The sequence below is a fragment of the Burkholderia singularis genome (genome assembly GCF_900176645.1).
Classification (GTDB): domain Bacteria; phylum Pseudomonadota; class Gammaproteobacteria; order Burkholderiales; family Burkholderiaceae; genus Burkholderia; species Burkholderia singularis.
The window spans coordinates 138,644-162,505 of the sequence record NZ_FXAN01000061.1 but is presented as its reverse complement, the minus strand read 5'-3'; the positions used below and the strand labels follow the sequence as shown (position 1 = coordinate 162,505).

At 69.3% G+C, this 23,862-nt stretch carries 13 protein-coding genes and 1 pseudogene; 2 read left to right on the top strand and 12 right to left on the bottom strand.

The genetic code is table 11. The annotated features are described in order from the left end of the window. Positions 1 to 2: 2 nt before the first annotated feature. From BSIN_RS13645 to cobA, 12 genes and pseudogenes are all read right to left on the bottom strand, one after another. Complete coding sequence (locus tag BSIN_RS13645) at positions 3 to 2,666, bottom strand: NfrA family protein (protein ID WP_089340906.1); 2,664 nt, start codon at positions 2,664 to 2,666, stop codon at positions 3 to 5. Further along, positions 2,663 to 5,143 carry a glycosyl transferase family protein gene (locus BSIN_RS13640; protein ID WP_089340920.1) on the bottom strand — a complete coding sequence of 827 codons (2,481 nt, stop codon included), beginning with the start codon at positions 5,141 to 5,143 and terminating at the stop codon, positions 2,663 to 2,665. Before BSIN_RS13640 ends, BSIN_RS13645 begins: the two co-directional genes overlap by 4 nt. Beyond that, positions 5,143 to 7,554, bottom strand: coding sequence for a cellulose biosynthesis cyclic di-GMP-binding regulatory protein BcsB (locus BSIN_RS13635; protein ID WP_143757444.1), 2,412 nt, complete (start codon positions 7,552 to 7,554; stop codon positions 5,143 to 5,145). Before BSIN_RS13635 ends, BSIN_RS13640 begins: the two co-directional genes overlap by 1 nt. 232 nt (positions 7,555 to 7,786) lie before the next feature. After that, the gene (gene wecB / locus BSIN_RS13630; protein ID WP_089340904.1) at positions 7,787 to 8,971 is read right to left on the bottom strand and encodes a non-hydrolyzing UDP-N-acetylglucosamine 2-epimerase; all 1,185 of its coding nucleotides are present in this window, start codon (positions 8,969 to 8,971) and stop codon (positions 7,787 to 7,789) included. 743 nt (positions 8,972 to 9,714) lie between these two features. Beyond that, the gene (gene pgaD, locus BSIN_RS13625) at positions 9,715 to 10,191 is read right to left on the bottom strand and encodes a poly-beta-1,6-N-acetyl-D-glucosamine biosynthesis protein PgaD (RefSeq protein ID WP_159935976.1); all 477 of its coding nucleotides are present in this window, start codon (positions 10,189 to 10,191) and stop codon (positions 9,715 to 9,717) included. Continuing rightward, complete coding sequence (gene pgaC / locus BSIN_RS13620; protein WP_089340902.1) at positions 10,188 to 11,435, bottom strand: poly-beta-1,6-N-acetyl-D-glucosamine synthase; 1,248 nt, start codon at positions 11,433 to 11,435, stop codon at positions 10,188 to 10,190. The genes pgaD and pgaC overlap by 4 nt, the downstream gene beginning before the upstream one ends. Positions 11,436 to 11,444: 9 nt before the next feature. Next, positions 11,445 to 13,349 carry a poly-beta-1,6-N-acetyl-D-glucosamine N-deacetylase PgaB gene (gene pgaB / locus BSIN_RS13615; protein WP_089340901.1) on the bottom strand — a complete coding sequence of 635 codons (1,905 nt, stop codon included), beginning with the start codon at positions 13,347 to 13,349 and terminating at the stop codon, positions 11,445 to 11,447. Positions 13,350 to 13,352: 3 nt separating this feature from the next. Beyond that, the gene (gene pgaA, locus BSIN_RS13610; protein WP_159935974.1) at positions 13,353 to 15,431 is read right to left on the bottom strand and encodes a poly-beta-1,6 N-acetyl-D-glucosamine export porin PgaA; all 2,079 of its coding nucleotides are present in this window, start codon (positions 15,429 to 15,431) and stop codon (positions 13,353 to 13,355) included. A gap of 183 nt (positions 15,432 to 15,614) precedes the next feature. Continuing rightward, positions 15,615 to 15,806 (bottom strand): hypothetical protein, encoded by a 192-nt coding sequence (locus BSIN_RS25395; RefSeq protein WP_143757443.1) that lies wholly within the window; start codon positions 15,804 to 15,806, stop codon positions 15,615 to 15,617. A 453-nt stretch (positions 15,807 to 16,259) separates the two neighbouring features. Continuing rightward, positions 16,260 to 17,339, bottom strand: a complete 1,080-nt coding sequence (locus tag BSIN_RS13605; RefSeq protein ID WP_089340899.1) for a CmpA/NrtA family ABC transporter substrate-binding protein — start codon at positions 17,337 to 17,339, stop codon at positions 16,260 to 16,262. Positions 17,340 to 17,352: 13 nt separating this feature from the next. Further along, positions 17,353 to 17,958, bottom strand: coding sequence for an ANTAR domain-containing response regulator (locus BSIN_RS13600; RefSeq protein ID WP_089340919.1), 606 nt, complete (start codon positions 17,956 to 17,958; stop codon positions 17,353 to 17,355). Positions 17,959 to 18,307: 349 nt separating this feature from the next. Further along, a pseudogene (cobA, locus tag BSIN_RS13595) lies at positions 18,308 to 19,114 on the bottom strand (uroporphyrinogen-III C-methyltransferase); the annotation flags it as partial. 806 nt (positions 19,115 to 19,920) lie between these two features. Here cobA and BSIN_RS13590 point away from each other — a divergent pair. Continuing rightward, entirely contained in the window at positions 19,921 to 21,246 is a 1,326-nt protein-coding gene (locus BSIN_RS13590) for an MFS transporter (RefSeq protein WP_089340898.1), read from the top strand. A gap of 14 nt (positions 21,247 to 21,260) precedes the next feature. Then, positions 21,261 to 23,837 carry a nitrite reductase large subunit NirB gene (nirB, locus tag BSIN_RS13585; protein WP_089340897.1) on the top strand — a complete coding sequence of 859 codons (2,577 nt, stop codon included), beginning with the start codon at positions 21,261 to 21,263 and terminating at the stop codon, positions 23,835 to 23,837. Positions 23,838 to 23,862: the final 25 nt, after the last annotated feature.

Here is a 23,862-nt window from a genome sequence, read left to right as displayed (position 1 = left end):
GCTCAGTAGGAAAAAATCGCGGAGAAGAACACGCCGCGCGCGCGATCGTCGCCGGCGAGCTTCCAGCGGTATTGCAGCGACAGGTCGACGAACGAGCGGCGCGCGTCGTAGCGGCCGTCGCGAAACGCATAGCGCGTCGAGACGCCGACGCCCGCGCCGAGCGGCACGCCGCCGCCCATGCTCGAGTCGTAGTCAGCGCCGATCACCGCATGCGGGAACACGGTCCAGTACGGCGTGACGCGCTCGACGCGCAACGTGCGGCCTGCTTCGATGCTGCCCGTCGCGTAGTGGGTCGACTGATGGACGTAGTGGCCCGCTTCCCCGTAGCCGCGCACGGTCCACCACGACGGCACGTCGCGGCGCCACTCGGTGCCGATGCCGCCCGCGTAGCCGAGCCGCACCAGCCAGTCGCCGCGCGCCTGCGAGCCGATCGGCACGAGGCGCTCGAACGCGACGATGGCGTCGAGATCCGCGAACGGCTTCACGCGCGCGCCGAGCGCGGCTTCGAGCGTGCTTGCGCCGCCGCGGCCGTCGCCGCCGAAGCTTCCATAGCCGCGTGCGTAGACCTCGAACAGCCGGTCTCCGAGGCTGCCGAGCGGCCGCCAGTACGCTTCGATACCTGCCTGCCAGCCGTTGTCGATCGCCGACGGCGCGCCGCCGTAACCGGGATGCAGACCCATGCCGCGATAGTCGAGCGAGGCCTGCCAGCCCCAGCGGCGCGTGGCTTCGGCGTGAGCCGCGCGCAGCTCGTCGAGCTGTTGCGCGGCGGCGGGGCGCTTGTCGTTCGCGGCGAGTTTGGTGTCGATCGCGCGCTCGAAATAACGGGCGGCGTCGGCGTCGCGCCACGCGCCCGCGCTCGCGTAGCCAGCGTCCGCGAGCGCATCGGCGGGCAGTTTGGCGCCGGCGGCGTCGGCGCGCCGGAATTCGCGCAGCGCGCGCCGCTCGTCGCCCGCGCGCAGCGCGACGTAGGCGGCTTCGAGCGGCGGCAGCGCGTCGAGCGTGCCGTCGCGGAGCATCGTGCGTGCCGCCGCGCGCGCGCTGGTGGCGTCGCCGGCCTCGTCGAGCGCGTCGATCAGCTCGACGCGATGCGCGGCGCTGGCCGGCGCGGCGGCGACGGCGTCGCGTGCATGACGCAGCGCGGCCTGCCTGTCGCCGCGTGCGGCCGCGCGGGCCGATGCGCGAGCGGCCGCGAAACCGGGGTCCGCGGGCGACACGTCGCAGCCGGCGCCGAATTCGTCGATTTCGCAATCGATGATCGGACGGGCGCGCGTGAGCAGCAAAGCGGCCGGCGCGGGCGCGGCCGGCGGCGGCAGCGCGGGGGCCGGCGTGGCGTGCGCGGCGAGCGGCTCCAGCGCTTGCCGCCGCACGATTTCGGCTGGCTGGCCGGGGCCCGCCTGATGCGCTTGCCGCCTGTCGTCGGCAAGCGCCGCGCGCGCTGGGTCCGTGGCCCGTTCGTTCGCATGGCCCGCGCTTGCCGCGCGGTCCGCCGGCAGGCTGAGCCGCCGGCGCGCGGTTGCGATGCGCTCGGTGATCAGCGCGTCGGTGTCGTCGCCGCTGGGGCGCAGCGGCGTGAGTGCGTCAAGCGCGCGCTGCGGCCGCCCTGTTTCGATCCAGATGTTCGCCGCGATCGCGCGCGCGATGTTGCGGGTGGAGCGCGCCGCATCCGATTCGCCGAACACGTGGCCGAGATCGGCGTCGGATGCGTCGAACCGCTGCTGGGCCGCGCGCGCGTAGGCGCGATAGACGTATGGCATCGGTTCGGTGTTGTCATACGCGATCGCGTCGGTTGCCGCGGCCTCGAGCGCGGGCCAGTCGCCCAACGCCGACAGCGCGTCGAACAGCTCGACCCGGTAATCGATCGCATCGGGCGCATACGCGACGGCGTCGCGCGCGGCGTCGCGCGCGCGCGACAGATCGCCGCGTTCGAGCGCGTGCCACGCGTCGGTCGATGCGGCAGGCGCGAGATGACTGCCGATGAAAAAGCGCCGCAACCGCAGATCCTCGTTTTCGCCGAAGCGGCGTGTCGCATCGGCGGCCGTGCGCCACGCGAGCGCGTACTGGCCGTCGGCATTGGCGGCGTCGATCAGCAGCAAATGCCAGCGCAATACGTCGTCGCGCAGCGCGATCGCCTGCGCGGCGAGCCGCGCGGCATCGGCGTAGCGCTTGTCGGCATACGCGGCATAAGCGGTTTTCGCGGTTTCGAACGCCGGGCCTGCCAGGTTGTCGCCCGCCGTGCCGGATACGCGCTCGGCCTGTGCGATCGCGCCGAGCAGCGCATCGATTTGCGCGCGACGCTGAAGCAGTGCATGGCGCGGGCCGAGCGTGCGGATCGCGTCGTCGAGCGCGCGGCGTGCCGGGGCGTACTGCCGGCGCGCGGCGAGCGAATTCGCGAGCAGCAGCCGCAGCTGGACCACATCGGGCCGCTGGCGGATGGCTTCTTGCGCGAGCGTGACCGCGCGTGCGTAGTCGCGCCGGTCATAGGCGTCGTATGCGTGTTGCGCGACGCGGTATGCGGCGCCCGCGAGCGGCAGCGCGTCGGGCGTGGCGGCGCGGGCGGGAGTGCCGCAGCCGAGCAGCGCGGCGCATGCGCAGGCGAGCGCCGCGCGGCCGCGCAATCGCGGCAGGGTGCGGCTGGGCCGCGGGGGTGGGGGAAAGAGTCCGTTCATGTCGTGGCGGGCAGCGCCGCTCGCAGGCGGCGCTGTTGTTCAATGACGTCGTCGAGCGACGCGCGCGAGATCACGCCGTGCTCGACCATGTACTCACCGATGCGGCCGTCGTGCTCGGGGCGATAGCGGCCGAGCGCCGCGTCGAACGCGCTGCGCCGCACATGGCCAAGCTCGATCAGCAGATCGCCGAGCAGCGGGACGCTGCGCCCGGGTGGCGGGCAAGCGTTGCCGATCGCCGCTGTGCCGTTCGGGCCGCGGGCGCTGCGGGCGTGGTCCGCTGCCGCCGTGCCTGCGTGATTCGGTTGCGCTTTGGAGATACCGCGCGGCGAGCCATTTGCCGCCGCGTTCGCGTCGGCGTGAGCGTGTGCATTGCCGGCCGCCGCGACGGTTGCGACAGCCGCGATCGACTCGGCTTCGTCGCATGCATCGCACGATGTCGAGGCGGCGATGCCGTCCGGCGTGGCGTCGGTTCGATCGCGACTCGTGCGGGCTGCCGCGACGTCGTCGTGATGGTGTGCCGAATCGCGTCGAGCGCCGGCGTTGCCGGCGGCCGGAACAGCCGACGCGGCGCTTCGCCCGCACAGCAGCCGCAATCCGTCGGCGATCTCGCCTTCGCGCACGATGCGCTGAACAACGCTGGTGCCGAGCCCGCGCGCCAGCTCGGCGAGCGTCGCCGCATCGAGCGGATTGGCGCTCAGCACGATCGCATTGCCCGCGTCGTCGCCGCCTTGCGGCAGCACCCGATGGCGCACGATCGTCTCGAGCGGCAGCGCGGCGTCGTGCCGCGCGAGCGCGCGCACGTCGAGCCGGCCGCGTTCGAGGTCGGCCTGGAACGCGATCGCCTCGGCCAGCGTTTCATCGTCCAGCCAGCCCTTGGCCATCAGCACGCGCCCGAGCGGCGCCTCGCGCGCATGATCGTCGTGCAGCGCGCTTTCGAGCTGGGCGGCGTCGATCGCCTGCCACGACACGAGCAGCTCGCCTAGCCGCTGGCGGCGCTCGGTCAGGCCGTCGGCGGACGGGAAGTCGTGCATGGTCTTGTCCCACGCGAGCCGCTTGCCGGTGACGAGATGCGAGACGAACAGCCGCCACGCGCGCGACACGGCCATGAAGTTCACGAAGTTGCCGATCACCATCCGCGGCACCGACAGCAGCCCGTGCTCCCAGCCGTACAGGCGCGTGACGAAATACGCGCGCTGCACGGCGCGCAGCGTCAGCGCGCACGCGTTGAGCCATAACAGCGTGCTGAACCAGCGCGAATCGGACAGCGGCGACACGGTGAACGGCGGCGCGACGCCGAGCGCGTCGGCAAGCGCGAACAGCAGGAATTGCGCGACGAGCACGTAGCCGAGGATGCCGACGAACGCGGTGACGATGCCCTTGCGGTCGCGCAGCAGCAGATAGCGGTTCGCGAGCGAGCCGGAAAACCCGGTTTGCCGCCAGCCTTGCAGACCGATGCCGAGCGTCCAGCGCGCGCGCTGCCGATACGCGGTGCGAAACGTATCGGGGAAGAACTCGCGCACGCACAGCGGCATCGTCAGCGTGAACTCGCGCTCGGGGCCGAGGCCGAACCACGATTTGCGGCGCGTGGCGAACGTCACCGGAAAGCGCGCGAAGATCGATTGCATGCCCAGTTTGCCGAGCCGCGCGCCGACGTCGTAGTCTTCGGTGAGGCTGTCGGTGTTGAACGGCTGGTTGTGCGATTCGTCGATCAGCGCGAGCAGCGCGCGGCGCGAAAAGCAGGTGCCCACGCCGGCCGACGGCACGACGCCTGCCAGGCTCTCGCGCACGACGAGATCCTTCGCGTGCCATTCGGCGAACTCGTCCATGTAGGTGCCCGCGACCAGCTCGAACCAGTGCCGCTCGAGCGACGTGACCGGAAGCTGGATCATGTCCTTGCGCGGCAGCAGGTAGTTGAAGAATTTCAGCTCGAGCGGATGCAGCACGTCCTCGCTGTCGTGCAGCACGACGCCCGCGAACTCGATGCCCGCGTCGCGCTCGTGCTTGAAGATCGCCTGGATCACCCAGTTCAGGCAGTCGGCCTTGCAGGTGGGGCCGTCGTGCGGCACCTCGACGCGGCGCAACTGGCGGTAGCGCCGCCGCATCCGCTCGACTTCGGCGATCGTGCGCGCATCGTTGCGATAAGTGCCGACGAATACGACGTAGCGGCGGTAGTCGAGCACGCGGATCATGTCTTCGAGCATCGCGGCGATCACGTCGTATTCGAGCCACGCGGGCACCATGATCGCGATCGGCTGCTCGGCGCGCGCGTGCAACTGCGCGGCGGTGAGCGGCCGATGGCGGCGCTCGATCGTGAAGCGGCGGTACAGCGTGCGGGCCCAGAACCACGCGTCGATGAACAGATCGTCCAGGCTCGACACGAAGATCACGATCGCGACGAACACGGCAAGCGCCTCGAGGCCGCTGTAATAGCGGTCGAGCGCATAGGCTCCGTACCAGTGCAGCGCGTCGGCGCTCATCACGCGCCGCTCCGGTTGCGATGGCGGCGGCGTGCGATCGCGGCGGCGGCGAGCAGCACCGCAAGCGCGGCCACCGCGCCGGCCGCGATCCGCCACGGCAGGCCGCGCGCCGTGCGGCGCACGCCGGTGTCGCGATCGGACACAGGCTCGCCCGGATGACGCGAGTCGAACAGGCTCGCCACGCCGTTCGACGACACGAGCGCGACGTCGCCGCGCGACAGGCGCAGCGCGGCGGGCAACTGCGGCGGCGCCGCGTCGAGCGAGCGATAGACGATGCCGGGCGTGCTGCCCGATTGCGCAACCTGAATCACGGCGAGATGCCGCAGATCGGAGACGTCCGCATAGACACGCCCCGCCGGATCGGTGAGCGTCAGGCGGTTTTTCGACAGCGCGGCGCGGCTCGTCTCGTGCGGCAGCACGACGTCGGCGGCGAGGAACGGGCCGCTCGGCGCGGCGGCCGTGCCGTTGGCGGCGACCGACAGCGTCGCGCGCGTCGGCGCGAGCCCGGCGATGCTCGCGAGTCGGGCCAGACGCGCGAGCGACGCGGGCGCGTCGTCGAGATACGCGGCCGGCACGATCACCTCGGCCGCGTGCGAAAAGCGCGCGAGCAGGCCGGTGAAATCGTCGTCGGGATGCGCGTTGGCCAGCGTGATGTGGCTCGTCGGCAGTACGGCGACCGGATAGCCTTGCGAGCGCGCTTCGCAGCCGCCGTCGAGGCGGCGCTGGAACACGACGCGCAGCGCGTTGGTGGGCGCAAGCGCGTAGCGCGGAATGTGCGCGGCGATCTGCTCGGGTTTGCCGTTCTGCGTGAGCAGTTGCGACGCGATCAGCACGCCGTTCAGATAGATCGACGCAATTTCGCCTTCGGCGCGCGGCGTCGGCGCGGCGGCGACGTCGAGCACGACTTGGTCGGGCAGCTTGCCGTCGCCGGCGAGCGCCGCCAGCTCAAAGCTCGCTTCCCACATCGCGCGGCCGAGCACGTCGAGCGTGCGCGGCTCGCCGCCGAGCGCGGCGAGCGAAATCCGCTCGGCGTGCGCGTAGGGCGTATCGTCGAGGCGGTGCGCGACATAGCGCTGCGCGACACCGATCGGCCGCCACGCGCGGGCGAGCGCGGCGACGCCTGCGTTGTCGCCGACCACGATCGCCGTCTGGCCCGCCAGATGCGCGATGCGCACTTCACCGGCGGCGAGCGGGCGCTCGATCGGACCGAACGTGCGCTCGCGCCATGCATCGAACGCGGCGGCGCTCGGCGGCGACGCCGCCGCGACCTGCGTGCGCAATGCGTTCAACGCGTCGCGCGTGGCGCGGCGCAGCGTGTCGTCGGCGACGATGACGTCAGGCGCGAACGCGGCGCGCGGCGCGAGCGCGAGCAGCGCGCCGAGCTGCGCGGCGTCGGCGAGCTTGACGCCGCCGCGCGTCGCGGCGGCGGACGCGGCCGGCGACGGCCGGGCGTCCGATGCGCTTGCGTCTGCCTGGCCTGCTGCGCTCGATGCGTCCGCCACCGTTGCCGCATTCGGTCCCGCATTGGGTCCATTCAGCGCGCCCGGCCCACCGGCCGCCGCCGACGCAGGCAATCCCGCTCCGTCAGGCGACTTCGATTCGCCCGTGCCGCCCGCGGCCAGCGCGGCGAAGGCCGGCACGGCACGCAATGCGGCCGGCACGTCCATGCCGGTCAAATCGACGGTGTCGCCGACGGCGGGCCATGCGCGCACGACCGGCCTGCGGCCTTCACGCTCCGCGAGCGTGCCGATGCGCCACGCCGCGTCGAACGCCGCCGGCGCGACACGCGGCGCGGCGATCGCCACGACCGGCGCGACCGGCAATGCGCTCCACGCGGTGCGCACGTCGGTAATCGCGGCGGGATCGAAGCGGTAGGTCAGGCGCGTGCTTGGCGCGATACGCAGCACGTTGCCGATCGCGGTCTGATCCGTGCACAGCCGCTCGTCGATCACCGACGACCATTGCAGCCCGACGCGCACAAAGCCGCCCGGCCGCGCCGTGCCGTCGACGCCGATGCTCGTCGCGGCGTCGCCCTGCGTCAGCGTGAAGCCGCGCGCGAGCACCGGTGCGCCGTCAAGCGAGACGAGCATCGTCGTGCGGCCGCCGTCGGCGTGCAGATACGCACCGTCGAGCTGTAGCGTCGCCGCATCGAGGGGCACGCCAGCCGGCACCGGCAGATAGAGTTCGTGGCGGGTGTCGGGCGCGGGCAGCACGAGTGGCTCGTGCATGCCGAGCGCGTCGAGCGACACGCTGCGGGTGACGGCGCGATGCTCGCCGAGACGGGCAAGCGCATCGGCGATGCCGCCGGGCGTGGCAAAGGCAAGCGGTGCGTGCGCGAGCAGCGCGGCGGGCGCGACGATCGCGAGGAAGTGAAGGCGTGCGCGGCGGCGCATGGGCAGAGGACAGGTCACGGGTTCTCTCAGGTGAAAAGCGCGAGTCAGGATGCGGATCAACGGATGAGTCGGGATACCGAACGGCAAGCAACGCGATGGACGGCCACGTGCGACGCATCGCGCCACGCGAATCGGCGGCGCGCATCGCCCAATCTCTGCCGCGCGGGCAGACGGGCGGCGCATGCCGCGGCGGGTTCGCGCGTGGCCGGACGACGAGGCCACGCGCGGTTGCGCGGCCGTTGCGGCGCGCCTAAGCGGGCTGCGGGCTCGCGTGCGCGTGGCCGTGCTGCGGCGCGGCGTGCGCGAACTCGGTGAACGGCCGCCCGGCGATCGCGGCGGCGATCCGCTGCGCCGCGCGCCCATCCCCGTAAGGGCTGATCGGCGCACGCGGCGCACCGCCCGCGCGCAGCGCCGCGAGCCGTTCGCGCACGGCGTCGACGATCGTTTGATGCTGCGTGCCGACCAGTTCGACCGCGCCGGCCGCGACCGCCTCCGGCCGTTCGGTGACGTCGCGCATCACGAGCACCGGCTTGCCGAGCGCGGGCGCTTCTTCCTGCACGCCGCCCGAATCGGTCAGTACGATCGACGCGCGCTGCATCAGCCGCACGAAGCGCAGATAGTCGAGCGGCTCGATCAGATGCACGTTTGGCGTCGCGCCGACCAGCGCATGCACCGGGCCGCGCACATTCGGATTCAGATGCACCGGATAGACGATCTGCACGGCCTGGCTGTGCGCGAGCGTGTCGAGCGCGCGGCAGATCGACGCGAAGCCCGCGCCGAAGCTCTCGCGGCGGTGGCCGGTCACGAGCAGGATCGGCTGCATGTCGTCGAGCGGCGGCAGGCTGGCGTCGAGTTCGGCGCGCAGCGCCGCGTCCGCGTCGAGGCGGGCGGTCGTTTGATGGAGCGCGTCGATCACCGTGTTGCCGGTGACGATCACGCGGCCGCGCAGCGCTTCGGCCTGCAGGTTCATTTTCGAGCGCTGCGTCGGCGCGAACATCAGATCGCTGACGACGTCGACGACGCGCCGGTTCATTTCCTCGGGCCACGGCCGTGCAAGATCGCCAGTGCGCAGCCCGGCCTCGACGTGGCCGACCGGAATGCGGCGATGAAACGCGGCGAGCGCGGCCGCGCAGGCGGTAGTCGTGTCGCCGTGCACGAGCACGTGGTCGGGCTGCTCGCGGGCGAGCACGTCGTCGAACGCGGCGATGAGCCGCGCGGCGAGGCCGTTGAGCGTCTGATTGTCGGTCATCAGAGCGAGATCGTGCCGTGGCGCGATGTCGAACAGATCGAGCACTTGCGACAACATCGAACGATGCTGGCCGCTCACGCAAACGACAGATTCGAGTTCCGGCATGGCTGCGATTGCGTTGACGACCGGCGCCATTTTGATGGCCTCTGGCCGAGTGCCGAATACGGATAAGATTTTCCGCGACATTCTCGATGTTTCCCCGTAACGAATTGGTCTGTGTTTTCACCTGCGCGGCCTGCGTGGTCGCGCGCTTGCGTGAACACTGCGCTTGACTGACATTGCGCCGTTTTATTGATGGACCGATTCGAGCCGATGTCGTGAATCGGCCGAGCGTCCGGCCGTTTCAAGCGGCTTTCGCGGCGTCGTCGAGCTGTTTTTATGCAGGTGCAACTATGCCGAAAAAATGTAAAAGCGAATTTTAAAAACTGTCAAACGAGTGTCGGGAAAATCCGGTTAAACGTTTGCGGTAAAAGTTTTATTTTGAGAGGTAAAACGTTTGATATTGGAAATGATTGCGAGAGATAACTGTCTCGCGCAATAAGAAATGATTATCTGGAAGCAGGATGTTTAAAAGAACGCATTTGAAGTTCGGCTGTCCCCGCGTTGGCAAATTCCGACGCCATGGGAAGGCGGGCGCGCGGGCCCGGCGGGTGGGTGCGGACCGCCGGCGCTCGCGCTGTCACCAGCATGGCGATCGTGTCGGTCAGTCTGCGAAGCGGGCGTGAGGTGGGGCGTGGCGGGGCGTGAGGCAGCCTGGGTGCGGCGGCCCCATCGACGGGTATGAGCGGGAAGGCGAGGCATCCGGCGCAACGCGGCCGGGCTTGTCGATCATTGCGCTATGCATTTCGGCGGCGGGCGCCGCGCGCATCCGATGCGTGCGGATGCATCGGATGCGCGCGGCATGGTTCCGGCGCGTTGTCCCGCCGCGTCTACCGCGCGGATTGCACGAGCGCGGCGCTCGGTAGACGCTCCCGCCGATGCGACACACTGCCGTCGTGCCGGAACTCCAGCACGATCCGTTGCGAGCGGTGCATTTCGATGGCGGTCGGCGGCAGCACGTTCAACGCGCCGGCCATCGCGAGCCGATCGGCGACGGGCCGGTTGCGGCGCCGATCGAGCTTGCCGTAACGCAACAGGTTGTAGCCGGACCAGGCGAGCGACAGCATCACGCATGCGAGGCCGATCGCCACGACGATCAGCAGATCGCGCGCGCCCATGCCGTGCTTGAGCACCACGAGCTGCACGTAGCCGTTGCGCAGGCCGACGCCCCACGCAACCAGCGTGACGAGCGGCAGCCACAGCCAGCTCCACGCGATCCACGCGAACGCCGTGGCGAACGCGAACAGATAGCGCTGGGCTTTCGGTTGCCGCTCCGGCCGCTGGATCACGATGACATCGGCTTTCATCGCACCCCCCGGTCCGGGCTGACCCATATCGCGCGCGTGCCTTTGCGCTTGATCAGCGCCTTCGGCAGCGCGACCACGGTGGTCAGCGTATTGAGCAGCCAGTACGCGAGCGGATACCAGATCATCCAGTAGTAGTTGCGGCCCATGCGCGTTTCGTAGCGCCGGTCGATCAGCGCGCTGACGCCGAACTGGAGCAGGCACACGAGCCCCAGCACGACGCCATGCCATTGCGGCAGCAGCGTGCGCACGTACAGCGCGTCGGGCACGGGCAGCACGAGGCCGAGCAGCCACAGCACGATGATGCCGAACATCACGTAGGCCCAGATCAGGCTGAGCATGTATTCGATCGCGACCGGCCACTTGCGGCGCGCGCGCCAGCGGCAGAGGCCCGCCGTGTAGCGCAGGATCACCTCGACGCCGCCTTGCGCCCAGCGCAGCCGCTGCCGCCACAGGCCGCGCAGCGTTTCCGGCATCAGGATCCAGCACAGCGCGTTCGGCTCGTAACGGATGTCCCAATGGCGCATTTGCAGACGCCAACTGATGTCGATGTCCTCGGTGACCATGTCGGTGCTCCAGTAGCCCACGTCGTGCAGCGCGCTCTTGCGAAAGCACGCGATCACGCCGGAGACGGTAAAGAGCCGTCCGTAGACGCGCTGCGCGCGCTTGATGAGGCCGATAATCGACGAGAATTCGCCAACCTGCAGCTTGCCGAGCAGCGTCGAGCGGTTGCGGATGCGCGGATTGCCGGTGACCGCGCCCACCCGCGGTCCGCTCGTCATGTGGCGCATCAGCCAGTGTGTCGCGTATTCGTCGAGCAGCGCGTCGCCGTCGACGCAGACCAGATACTCGCCGCGCGCGGCCATCGCGGCCATGCGCAAGCCCATCGCCTTGCCCTGGTTGGCGGCGAAGTGGATCACGCGCAGGCGCGGGTAGGCGGCGAGCAGCGCGTCGAGCTGCGTGCCGGTGTCGTCGGTGGAGCCGTCGTTGACGGCGACGATTTCGAAATCCGGATAGCGCTGCGCGTCGAGATACGCGATGGTTTCGCGCACCTGCTCGCCTTCGTTGTGGCAAGGCACCACGAGCGTCACGAACGGATAGTCGTCGAGCGGCGGCGGTGCGACGCGCGGCGGTTCGTTGCGCTCCCAGCGGAAGTAGTAGATGAGGCTGCCGCTCAGCCAGACGAGCGACATCACGAGCGGATAGTAAAATGCATACCCGAGCATCAACGGGATCAGTTCGTCCATGGAGTCTCCTCAGCGTTCCGGATACGGGTGCTCGGCGCTCGAGACGAACGGCCGGATCGCCTCCAGCGGCGGCTGGTTTCGAATGAAATCGTCGGGGTAGTAGCCGACGTGCCGCGCGCCTTGCTCCTGCAGCACGCGCATGCGTGCGCCGAGCGCCGCGGCCGGCACCGGCTGGTGGCCGTGGCGCCAGTCCACCGCGGCCAGCTCGAACAGCGTGCGCTCGAGGCCGCCGGGGTGCGCGGCCACCGCGTCGACGAGGCGGCGCAACCAGCTGTCGGCCGTCGGCTCGCCGTCGAGTTGCGGCATCGCCATCAGCGCGGTGTAGTCGTAGGCGGCGTTGAAGGCCGGCAGGCTCTGCGCGAACCAAGCCTCGGCGCGCGGCTCGAGCACCGGCCGCGCGTAGAGATTGCGCGCGGTCTTCAGCGGCGAGCGCCAGCGCGACGCGCGCGCGGTCAACTCCTTCGTGAAGTCGATCAGATATTGCGTGCGCTGCGCGGGCGTGCTGCCGGCAAGCGGGCCGAGCGAATCGGTGTCGCGCAGGTACGCATCGTCGGAGAACAGCAGGCCGTCGAAAAACGCGTGCATCGCGAGATCCTCGTAGACGTCGCCGATCATGCGGCGCACGTCGGGCGACCACGGCGCGAGCCGGTAGTGATCGCGGTCGTTCGGATCGCCCGGGCGGCCGAGCGTCGGCAGATGTTGCGCGTGCGCCAAGCGCAGCGCGAGCACCGGCATCCACGCATACACCTGCACGTTGCAGCGCGTGCTCAACTGCCATGCGACGCGCGAGAACAGATCGGCGCGCATCGGCAGATGGCGGTTCGGGAAATACAGCGCATCGGCAACGCCGTCGCCGTCCGGATCGGCATAAGCCTGCAGCCACACCTGGCTCGGCTTCATCCGTTTGATGCGCTCGAGCAGCGCCGACAGGTTTTGCTCCTGCTGCGCGGGATCGGGATCGTACACGTAGTCGAGATCGACCTGCACGATGCGTTGCGGCTGCACTTTGCGTTGCTCGTAGATCAGCGTCGCGAGCCCGTCGACGCCCATGTTGCCGGCGATCAGCAGGCGCGGCACGGTGACGCCGGGCTTGAGTTGGGCGCGGGCGTCGTCCAGGCTCAGCGAGACGGTCATGCCGAGCCTGGCCGCCTCTTCTTCGGCGATCTGGTTGTAGTCGCCGTATGGCCAGACGATCGCGCGCGGCCGGCGGCCGGTCTCGCGCGCGATCTCGTCGGCGCTGCGCGCGAGGTCGGCGCGGATGCGCTCGCGGTACGCGCCGGGCGTTTCGTAGCCGCGTGCGGGATCGTAGAGCAGATGCACCGCGGCCGGCAGCAGATTGCGTTGCGGATTGCCGACGATGCCGCGATGCAGATCGTAGGTGTGCGACGCGAATTCGATCAGGCCCGACGCCTGCATCTCGCGCACCTGGCTCCAGGTCACGAAGCATTCGCGGCCGCATGATTTGCCGTTGTAGTCGAAGGTCTTGCCGGGCGGCAGGTCGATCCACGAGCCTTCGAGCGCGAACAGCGCCGGGTAGCGGTACGCGCGCAGCAGCGGGTACACACGGCTGTACGCGCTGGCGAGGCCGTCGTCGAAGCTCAGCAGCACGGCTTTGTCCGGCAGCGGGCGTTCGCCGCGCCCGGCGGCGAGCACGTCGTCGAGGCTGACCATGTGAAAGCCGTTTGCGCGCAGCCATTCGAAGTGGGCGATCAGGTGATCGGTGCTGACCGGGATCTCGTCCTTGCGCGGCGCGTCGCGCACGTCGTCGAGCACGTCGTGATAGGTCAGCACGATGAGTGGCGGGGGCGCGGCGCGCGTGCGCAGCGCGCCGCTTAACGCGTCGAGGCGGTCGGCCGCGCGCGCGGCGCTTGCGGCGAGCCCCAGCAACAGAATCAGCGAAAGCAGTCGGCGCATCGCTCATTGCCCCCAGTGCAGGGTGAGGTCGAGCATCACGCGCGATTCGCGCTTGCCGTCGTAAGGCTGGCTGGTCCAGCCCACGCCCCAGCCGAAGCTCAGCCCGCCGCGCGGCTGAAAGATCTGCCCGTAGCGCACGCTGGCCGCCCAGCCGGTGCCGTGGCCGCGTTCGTTGTAGGGGCCGATGGCGGCATCGAGGCTGTGCCGCCAGTCGCGTTCGTTGCGTTGATAGAGCATATGGTCGATCCGTCCGGTCAGCATGGCCCAGCGCGCTTGCGCGGGGCTGTAATAGGGAACGTCGGTCAGGCGGTTGTGCGACAGGCCAAGCTGCGCGCCGCCGTCCACCGTGAAGTAGCGCGCGGTGTAGAGCCGCTGCGTCAGATCGGCTTGCCAGCCGTAGCGGCGGTTGCCGTCGCTGAAGCGCTCATACGATGCGGCGATGCCCGCGCGCGTCAATTCGCTCGCGCGCCATTGCGCGCTCGCGCCGTAGCTGTGGGCCGTGATGCCGAACGCGCTTGCGCGCAGCGGCACGTGCGCGTCGCCCTTGGTGCTCCAGTCGGCGCCGAAAGTCCAGTGATCGTTCGGCGACCATTTGAAGCCCGATTCGAGCGCGATGCCGCGGGTCTGGCCGATGCCGGGCAGCGCTTGCAGGTAGGCTTCGAAGCCGCGCGCGTAGCCGCGCACGCCCGCGCCGAGCCGGTAGCGCTGGGCGCGGCCGCCTTCTTCGAGCGAGCCGCCGGCGAGCCGCGCGATGCCGGCCACGCGCCAATGGTTGTACAGCAGCGGGCTTTGCAGCACGGCCTCGGTTTCGTTGTCGTAGTCGCCGTAGGTCGATTTGCCGCCCTTGCCGTTGTAGCGATCGATGTCGAACTGCCAGCCGCGCTGCCTATCCCACGCTTGACGCGTGAGTTGCACGCGCTGCTCGCGCGGGATGATCTGCTCCAGATCGCGCAGCGCAGGCTCGACGCGCGCGAAATCGTTGAGTTCGCGCCAGTCGTCGATTGCCTCGAGCCGCGTGCCGGTGTCCTCCGGATCGAGCCCGGCCGCGCCGACGGCGGTTGCCTCGGAGCGGCGCGGCCAGCCGCGCATGCGCTCGACGTATGCGAGGTTGCGCCACAGCGCCACGTTGGCGGGCGCCTGGGCGCGCAGCGCTTGCAGGCGCTCCCAGGCGTCGCGGTGCAGCCAGACGTTGTCGCGCAGCACGGCGGCGGCGATGTCGGCGCTGGTCTTGTGCGGGTTCGGGCGCGGTTCGAGGCCGGCCGCCGGCGGCAGCCACGCCGGCGCGTCTGCGGCCGTGCGATCCGCGAGCGCCAGCGCATCGCGTGCGCGCCACGCTTCGAGGTACGCGTATGCTAGCGAGATGTGCGGATCGCTCTCGTCGTCCGCATACGGGCCAGGGTGCCCGGCGATGCCGGCCTCGTACAGCGGGATCGCCTGTTCCGGCTGCCGCTGCTGCATCAACGCGTCGGCCACGGCGACCTCGGCATAGGGCGGCAACGGCTCGCCGGCCTGTTGCATCGCCCGGTAGGTTGCCAGGGTCTCGGCGCCGCGTGCCGCTTCGCTCGTCGAAACCAGGCGATCGGCGTCGAGGCGGCGGCGAAGCCCGGCGTAAGTGCGGTAGCGTTCGCGCGCATCGTCGAGCGTGGCGACGGCGCGATCGCTTTGCACGTAAGGCCGATTCGGATCGGCCGGTATCGTGCGCGCCCAGCGGGTCTGGTGCGCCGCCAGATCGGCGTGCAGCGCGGCGAGTTCCGCGTCTGGCAGCGGCGCACGCAGTTGTTGCGCCCAATACAGCGCTTGCCCGGCAGCGCCCAGCTCGGATAGCGCGCGCACGCGCAGGCGCAGCGCGTCCGGATCATCCGGCCAACGTTGCAGGATGTCTTCGCAAAGCGCGAGCGCTTCGACGCGCCGATGCGCGGCGAGCCGGCTTTGCGCATCGGCGAGTTGTTGCGCGCGCGTGCCGGCATCGGCGGATGCGCTCGCGTGCGCACTTGGCATCACGCACGCGAGCGTCAGCCCGATGAGCGATGCAAGACGCCGCCGCGCGGCGCCGGCGCGGCAGGGCAAAGTGAATGTCGACATAACAGGCTTCCAGCCCGGCATGCGCGCGCACGGTTGCGCCGTCATCGGACGAACCGGATGCGCCCGTCATGGGCGAGCGTTGGGATGTTCGAGGGAAACGAATTCGCAATTCGATGCCGTGCCGGACGAGCAAGCCCGGTGAATCTGGCCTCGATACGATTTAGCGAAAACGATGCAGCGGCGTCATCGCCGACGGTGGCGGACGAAATCGGTGACGTGCCGGTGCGGAGTGCCCAGTTCGGTCAATCCGGCGGCCGAATGCAAACCGGGATAATCGGATTCGACAGACAACGCGACAGTCAATGGGCGAGCGGCCGATGCTAAACCGGCATTTTGATTTCCGATGCGAAGCGCGAGCAAGCTATTTTCAAACATCCCCGAAATTCCTCGTCGATCAATCTTGATTTTTTTGGCGTGTGGTCGATGCCAGGCCGGCGCGTGTATTGCCGTATCGCGTCGGTCCGGCACGAGTACCGATTTATTTTTGACGGCGCACTCGGATAGCGATATCCCGAGTACCCGGTGATTCTGCGTGGCTTCGAGCCGAAACCAAGCCGCGCTGCGTTTATGCGGGTGAAACTATGCCGAAATATCTCGTCATTTAACTTCAAAGACCGTTAAACGTTCAACGGTGAATCGACGTAAAACGTTTGCCCGGATCGAGTCCGTTTTTCATGTCAAACGTTTTACGTCATGGTTGATTGTGCTTAATTAAGCGCTGGCGCAATTAAAAATCGAAATAAGCAGCGCGGTATTGTGGAATAGCGGAATTTGAGTATCGCTTCGAATGGCTGCTGGACGATTCCGCTCGACGGCGCGGCAGTGGCGTCATGAGGGCGGCGTCGCGCGCCACGCGGTGGCGGCTTCGTCGTACAGCGCAGTGTGCGCGACGCCCGCCGCGATGGCGGCGTCGTCGGCCGGCCCGTCCAGCATCCGCCAGCGCCGGTATTGCGACAGAAACCACAGCCCGTCGCTCGCGAGCGGCCGGTTCACCGTGCCGTGGCCGTGAAAGCGGATCGGCGCGGGCGGTTGCGCGAACGGCCCAGGGCCGTAATCGCCGAGCAGCCGGGGCGCGATTTGCGCAACCGGCACGCCGATTGCGTCCGGCGCGGCGAGCCATTCGGCCGCAAGTGCGCGATGACTGGGCTCGTCGAGCCATGCGCATGCGTCGAGCAGCGCGCGCACGAGCGCGCGCGCCGTGTTCGGATACAGCGATGCGAACTCGCGCCGGCACGCGAGCGCCTTTTCCGGGTGATCGAGCCAGACCTCGCTGGTTGCCGCGACGGTGCGGCCCACGCCGCATGCGTCGGCAACCGCGTTCCATGGCTCGCCGACGCACAGCCCGTCCAGCTCGCCGGACGCGAGCGCATCGACCATCTCCGGTGGCGGAATCACGATGCTGCGGATATCGCGCATCGGATCGACGCCGTGCGCCGCGAGCCAGTGATACAGCCACATCGCATGCGTGCCGGTCGGGAAGGTTTGCGCGAACACGGGCTTGCGCCCGAGCGTGGCGAGCGCGGCGCGCAGCTTGTCCGGATGATGCGGCCCAGGGCCGGGCGCGACGTGCGGTGACTGATACGCGTCGGCCAGCCGGTTCGAGAACGTGATTGCCTGGCCGTTGCGGTTGAGCACCATCAGCACGGCCATGTCGGCGCGCGGCCCGCCGATGCCGAGCTGCACGCCGTATACGAGGCCGTACAGCGTGTGTGCGGCGTCGAGTTCTCCCGACAGCAGCTTATCGCGGATGCTCGCCCACGAAGGCTGCCGGCACAGCTCCAGCGTGATGCCGTAGCGCTCGCCGAGCGCCAGATGCCGCGCGGCGACAAGCGGCGCCGCGTCGCAGAGCGCGACGAAACCGATGCGCAGATGGCGTCGCTCCGGGGCATCGAAATGGCGGGTATTCATGCGGGTCACACCTTCAAGAGGGCGGGTGGTCGGCAAGCAGCAGGCGCGCCGCGTCGACGATCCGGATGCCTTGGTTCATCGCGCTGCGCCGAAGCGTCGCGTAAGCTTGCTGCTCGGACAGCCGGCGGTGCTCCATCAGCATGCGCTTGGCGCGGTCGATGAGCTTGCGATCGGCAAGCTCGCGTTCGACCTCCGTGAGCCGCTGGCGCAAGCGCGCGTCATGCGAGAAGCGCGCGAGCGCGACTTCGAGAATCGGTGCGAGCCGCTCGGCCGACAAGCCTTCGACCAGATACGCGCTGACTCCCGCGCCGACCGCCGCGCGGATCAGTTGCTGGTCGGCGTCGTGGCTGAACATCAGCACGGGCCGCGGCGCGGTGGCGTGCATGACCGCGAGCTGCTCCAGCGTGTCGCGCGACGGCGATTCGGTATCGATGATCACGACGTCCGGGCGTTCCTTTTCGATGGCGGCGGGCAGCCGCGCGGGCGTGGCGACTTCGTCGAGCATCTCGTAGCCGATGCGCGCGAGCGCGTCGCGCAGCTCGCCGAGCGGCTTGTCGGTGTCGGTGACGAGCAGCACGCGCAACCGGGCGCAGTGGTCGGTCGAATCGGTCAATTCCATTGGGCGGGCGCAACAGACGGGCGCGGCGTCGCGGCGCGCGCGCATCGAAGAACGGCCGGCGCGCGGGCCGCCGTGGCGTGCGCACACGCGGGCGAGCCGGTGCCGGCAATGCGGGCCATGCGCTGCGCCGGGCGGATCATGCCGTGGCCGGGACCGGCGCGCGCGCGGACGCGGGGTCACGCACGGTCAGGCGGGCGGCCGTGCCGGAGGACGCGCGTCCGGCGGCCTCGCCGTGCGGACCCGCGTCGCGGGCCGGAGCGGGGAACGCTTCGTCGCGTGTCTTACCGAACGCTTTATGGGCTGCTTCGTCGAGTGCTCCGCCGACTGTTTTACTGACTGCCTCGTCGAGCGCTTCACTGACCGCTTTGTTGGCTGCGTCGTCGAGCGCTCTGCCGATCGCTTTACCGGCTGCTTCATCGAGCACTCCACCGATCGCTTCATCCACCGCGTCACCGATCGCACGCCCGACGAGGATCACCGCCGGGCTGCCCAGCCCGGTTTCGGCCGCGGCGGCGGCCAGCCGGCCGAGCGTGCCGGTCCAGCGCCGCTCGGCCGGTGTGCCCGCCCATTGGACGATCGCGGCGGGCATCGACGCGTCGAGCGCCGCGAGCAAGCCCGCCGCGACTGTATCGAGGCGGCTCATGCCCATGTAGATCACGAGCGTCGTGCCGGCCGCGGCGAGCGAGCGCCAATCGGGTTCGCCGTGATCCTGCTTGTGTGCGGTGACGAACGTGACGCCCTGGCAATGTTCGCGGTGCGTGAGCGGCACTTGCAAGCTCGCGGCGGCGGCAAAGCCCGCCGAGATGCCGTTGACGATATCGACCGGCACGCCGGCCGCGCGCAGCGCGGCAAGCTCCTCGCCTGCGCGGCCGAACAGCAGCGCGTCGCCGCCTTTTACGCGCACCACGCGCTCGCCGCGCAGCGCATGGCGGCACATCAGGCGCTCGATGAATGCCTGCGGGGTCGAGTGGCAGCCGCCGCGCTTGCCGACGCGAATGACGCGCGCGCGCGGCGCGAGCGCGGCGATTTCCGGCGCGACGAGATCGTCGAGCAGCAGCACGTCGGCCGCCGCCAGTGCTTTCGCGGCGCGGATCGTCAACAGGTCGAGCTCGCCCGGGCCGGCGCCCAGCAGCGTCACGTTGCCAATCTTCATCATCATTCGTTTCCTGTCGTTTCCTGTTTGGCTCCTGTGCGGCCGCGCCCGGCGGCGCGGCGCATTGCTCGCGCATGCTGCTGCGCTGCTGTCTGAGCACTGTCTGGCCGAAACGAAAACGGCGTCCCGCGCACCTGGCCGGGCTGGCCGGGCGGATGCGCGGGACACCGTTGTCCCGTCCCGAGCGCAGCGCGCGACGAATACGCGCAACCTGCTCGCGCTTCAGTTGGCCGCTGCTCGCAGGCCACGGACGTGACGCGTGGCCGCACGGCGGATGCCGCTGCCGCATCGCGAATCTGCCGCTGCCGCTCGGCGCGTGTGCTGCTGCACGCCGCCGTTGATTCCAGCGAGCGCCCGATATGCCGCTGGCGTCGTTGCCGGCGGTGTTCCTCAATCGACCGATCAGCGAACAATCAGCATGCAATAAGCGCGGAGCAATAACCGGGCCAATGGCGATCGCCGCACAAGCTCCCCATGCCCCGGCGCGTCAGCGCACGATTTGCGCGCCCATTTGCCGCACGCCGACAGTGCTGCATTGCACTACAGCTGTGCCTGCTGCCTCACGGCGTATCGTCGGCGCGGCGACGCCGCGCTCGTCTTTTATCGCGCGATGCACGGCCCATCTCGTTTCCGCACGCTTGGCATGGCGCTTGCATAACGTTCGGCGGGCGGATCAACGGCGATCCGCTTCGCGGCACCGACTATCGATTCGCCCGGCAACGGGCGCGTTTTGGGCAACGGCGTCCTACGCATCCGGTCATCCGACGGGATTCGCAGGGCGCCGTTTTCGTTTGGTGAGACAACACGCAATGTCCGACAAGGCTACCCGCATCGATTTGCTGAACTGGCGCACTGCGCCGATGCGCGCTTTCCACCTGGCGTGGATGGCGTTCTTCATTTGTTTTTTCGCATGGTTCGCGTGCGCGCCGCTGATGCCCGTCATCGCGCACGAATTCAAGCTGAGCGCCGCGCAGGTCGCGAACATCAACATCGCGGCTGTCGCGGCGACGATCGCCGTGCGGCTTGTGGTCGGCCCGCTTTGCGACCGTTACGGCCCGCGGCGCGTTTATGCGGCGCTGCTGTCGCTCGGCGCGATTCCGGTGTTCGCCGCGTCGTTCAGCCATGACTACACCACGTTCCTGCTGTGCCGCCTTGGCATCGGGGCGGTGGGCGCGAGCTTCGTGATCACCCAGTACCACACGTCGATGATGTTCGCGCCGAACGTGGTCGGCACCGCGAATGCGGCCGCGGCGGGCTGGGGCAACGCCGGCGCGGGCGCCGCGCAGGCGCTGATGCCGCTGTTGCTGGCCGCCGCGCTGCTGCTGGGCTTGAGCGACGCGTCCGCATGGCGCGCCGCGCTCGCCGTGCCGGGCGTCGCGATGCTGGCGATGGCGTGCGTCTACTGGCGTGCGACGCAGGATTGCCCGCAAGGCGATTTCGCCGACTTGCGCGCGCGCGGCGCCGCCGTCGGCGGCGGCAAGAAAGGCGGCTTCGCGAGCTTCGCCGCCGCATGCGCGAATTACCGCGTGTGGATGCTGTTCGTCACCTACGGCGCGTGCTTCGGCGTCGAAGTGTTCATGCACAACGTCGCGGCGCTGTACTACGTCGATCGTTTTCATTTGTCGCTGAAGGATGCGGGGCTGGCCGCGGGCGTCTTCGGGCTGCTCGCGTTGTTCGCGCGCGGCCTCGGCGGCTGGCTGTCGGATCGCGTGGCCGAGCGGCGCGGGCTCGACGCGCGCGCGACGCTGCTGTTCGCGCTGATCGTCGGCGAGGGCGTCGGGCTGCTTGCCTTCGCGCAGGCGGGCAGCGTCTCACCGGCCGTCGTCGCGATGGTCGCGTTCGGCCTGTTCACGCACATGGCATGTGGCGCGACCTACGCGCTCGTGCCGTTCGTCGATCGCCACGCGCTGGGCGGCGTGGCGGGCATCGTCGGCGCGGGCGGCAATGTCGGCGCGGTCGCGGCCGGATACCTGATGAAGGGCGTCGGCGCGATCCAGCCGACGCTGATGCTGCTCGGCGCGGCGGTTACCGGCGCGGCGTTTTGCGCGCTCGCCGTGCGCTTCAGCGCCGAGCACAAGGCAAGCGAAGCGGCGCTGCGCGCGCAGGCGCTCACCATCAACAGCGTTTCGAATTGACAGGGAGCCTCACCATGAAAATCGTCGTCATCGGTCACGGAATGGTCGGCCATAAGCTGCTCGAATGTATCGTGGCGGCCATGGGCCCGGACGAGGCGCGCCATGCGCCGCAGATCGACGTGATCTGCGAAGAGCCGCGCCCCGCTTACGATCGCGTCCACCTGTCGGCGTTCTTCTCCGGCCGCTCGGCCGACGATCTGTCGCTCGTCGAACCAGGCTTTTTTGAGCGCCATCCGAACATTCGGCTGTGGTTGAACACGAAGGCGAACGCGGTCGACCGCGGCGCGCATACCGTCACGCTGTCCAGCGGCGACACGCTCGGCTACGACAAGCTCGTGCTCGCGACCGGTTCGACGCCGTTCGTGCCGCCGGTGCCGGGGCGCGAGCGCGCCGGCTGCTTCGTCTACCGGACGATCGAGGATCTGGAGGCGATGCAGGCGTGTGGCGCGCGCGCGAGGAGCGGCGTGGTGGTCGGCGGCGGGCTGCTCGGCCTCGAATGCGCGAAGGCGCTGCTCGACATGGGGCTCGACACGCATGTCGTCGAATTCGCGCCGCGGCTGATGGCGGTGCAGGTTGACGAAGGCGGCGGCCGGATGCTACGCGGGCGCATCGAGGCGCTCGGCGTGCGCGTGCATACGGACAAGAACACGCTCGCGATCACCGACGGCGGCATGGCCGCGCACCGGATGCAATTCGCCGATGGCACGCATCTGGACGCCGACATGATCGTGTTCTCCGCCGGCATTCGGCCGCGCGACGAGATCGCGGGGCAATGCGGGCTGGTGATCGGGCCGCGCGGCGGCGTGGCGATCGACGAACACTGCATGACGAGCGACGCCGATATCTACGCCATCGGCGAATGCGCGGCGTGGCGCGGCCAGACATTCGGCCTGGTCGCGCCGGGCTACGAGATGGCGCGCGTCGTCGCGCGGCGGCTCATGGGCGGCGACGCGGCGTTCGCCGGCGCCGATCTGAGCACCAAGCTCAAGCTGATGGGCGTCGATGTCGCGAGCATCGGCGATGCGCACGGCAAAACGCCCGGCAGCCGTGTCTACCAGTTCGCGGACGAGCGCAAGCAGATCTACAAGAAGCTCGTCGTATCGGAGTGCGGCACGCATCTGCTCGGCGCGGTGATGGTGGGCGACGCGGCCGAGTACGGCACGCTGTTGCAGATGATGCTGAACCGGATCGCGTTGCCGGACGCGCCCGAATTCCTGATCCTGCCGCAGCCGGACGGCGGCGCGAAGCCGGCGCTCGGCGTCGACGCGCTGCCCGACGCCGCGCCGATCTGCTCGTGCAACAACGTGACCAAGGGGCAGCTTTGCGATGCGCTCGCCGGCGGCGCGACCAGCATCGGCGCGCTGAAGAGCTGCACCGGCGCGGGCACCTCGTGCGGCGGCTGCGTGCCGCTCGTCACGCAGATCATGAAAGCCGAGATGAGGCGGCAGGGGCTCGCGGTGAACAATCATCTGTGCGAGCACTTCCCGTATTCGCGGCAGGAGCTTTTTCATCTGGTGCGCGTCGGCCGGATCGAAACGTTCGGCGAGCTGCTCAAGCGGCACGGGCGCGGGCTCGGCTGCGACATTTGCAAGCCGGTCGCCGCGAGCATTCTCGCGTCGTGCTGGAACGAATTCGTGCTGAAGCACGAGCACGCGGGCTTGCAGGATTCGAATGACTACTTCCTCGCGAACATCCAGCGCGACGGCACGTATTCGGTCGTGCCGCGGATGCCGGGCGGCGAGGTCACGCCGCAAGGGCTGATCGCGGTCGGCCAGATCGCGCAGAAGTACGGGCTTTATACGAAGATCACGGGCGGCCAGCGCGTCGATCTGTTCGGCGCGCGCGTCGAGCAACTGCCGCTGATCTGGGAGGAGCTGATCGCAGCCGGCTTCGAATCCGGGCATGCCTACGGCAAGGCGCTGCGCACCGTGAAATCGTGCGTCGGCTCGACGTGGTGCCGTTACGGCGTCGGCGATTCGGTCGGCCTCGCGGTCGCGCTCGAGAACCGCTACAAGGGGCTGCGCGCGCCGCACAAACTGAAGTTCGGCGTGTCCGGCTGCACTCGCGAATGCGCGGAGGCGCAAGGCAAGGACATCGGCGTGATCGCCACCGAGAAGGGCTGGAACCTGTACGTGTGCGGCAATGGCGGAATGAAGCCGCGCCATGCGGAGCTGCTCGCCGCCGATCTCGATCGCCACGCGCTCGTGCGCTACATCGACCGCTTCCTGATGTTCTACATCCGCACCGCCGACCGGTTGCAGCGCACCAGCGTCTGGCGCGACAGCCTCGAAGGCGGGCTCGATTACCTGATCGACGTCGTGGTGCACGACAAGCTGGGGATTGCCGCCGAGCTGGAGGCCGACATGCAGCGCATCGTCGATACCTACGAATGCGAATGGAAGAAGGCCGTCGACGATCCGGCCACGCGCCGGCGCTTCCGCCATTTCATCAACAGCGACGCGCCCGATTCGACGATCGCGTTCGTGAAGGAGCGCGGCCAGATCCGGCCCGCGATGCCCGGCGAGCGCGATGCGCTCGCGCAGGAGGCGCGGCCCGCGTTCGAAACCGAAGCGCAAACCGAAACGGCGTGAGCTTCGTTGAAGCCTTTTTGAACGA

Coding starts and splice junctions, on each gene's coding strand:
- BSIN_RS13645 (WP_089340906.1), bottom strand. CDS start 2,666: ATGAACGGACTCTTTCCCCCACCCCCGCGGCCCAGCCGCACCCTGCCG.
- BSIN_RS13640 (WP_089340920.1), bottom strand. CDS start 5,143: ATGAGCGCCGACGCGCTGCACTGGTACGGAGCCTATGCGCTCGACCGC.
- wecB (WP_089340904.1), bottom strand. CDS start 8,971: ATGTCGCGGAAAATCTTATCCGTATTCGGCACTCGGCCAGAGGCCATC.
- pgaD (WP_159935976.1), bottom strand. CDS start 10,191: ATGAAAGCCGATGTCATCGTGATCCAGCGGCCGGAGCGGCAACCGAAA.
- pgaC (WP_089340902.1), bottom strand. CDS start 11,435: ATGGACGAACTGATCCCGTTGATGCTCGGGTATGCATTTTACTATCCG.
- pgaB (WP_089340901.1), bottom strand. CDS start 13,349: ATGCGCCGACTGCTTTCGCTGATTCTGTTGCTGGGGCTCGCCGCAAGC.
- pgaA (WP_159935974.1), bottom strand. CDS start 15,431: ATGTCGACATTCACTTTGCCCTGCCGCGCCGGCGCCGCGCGGCGGCGT.
- BSIN_RS25395 (WP_143757443.1), bottom strand. CDS start 15,806: ATGTTTGAAAATAGCTTGCTCGCGCTTCGCATCGGAAATCAAAATGCC.
- BSIN_RS13605 (WP_089340899.1), bottom strand. CDS start 17,339: ATGAATACCCGCCATTTCGATGCCCCGGAGCGACGCCATCTGCGCATC.
- BSIN_RS13600 (WP_089340919.1), bottom strand. CDS start 17,958: ATGGAATTGACCGATTCGACCGACCACTGCGCCCGGTTGCGCGTGCTG.
- BSIN_RS13590 (WP_089340898.1), top strand. CDS start 19,921: ATGTCCGACAAGGCTACCCGCATCGATTTGCTGAACTGGCGCACTGCG.
- nirB (WP_089340897.1), top strand. CDS start 21,261: ATGAAAATCGTCGTCATCGGTCACGGAATGGTCGGCCATAAGCTGCTC.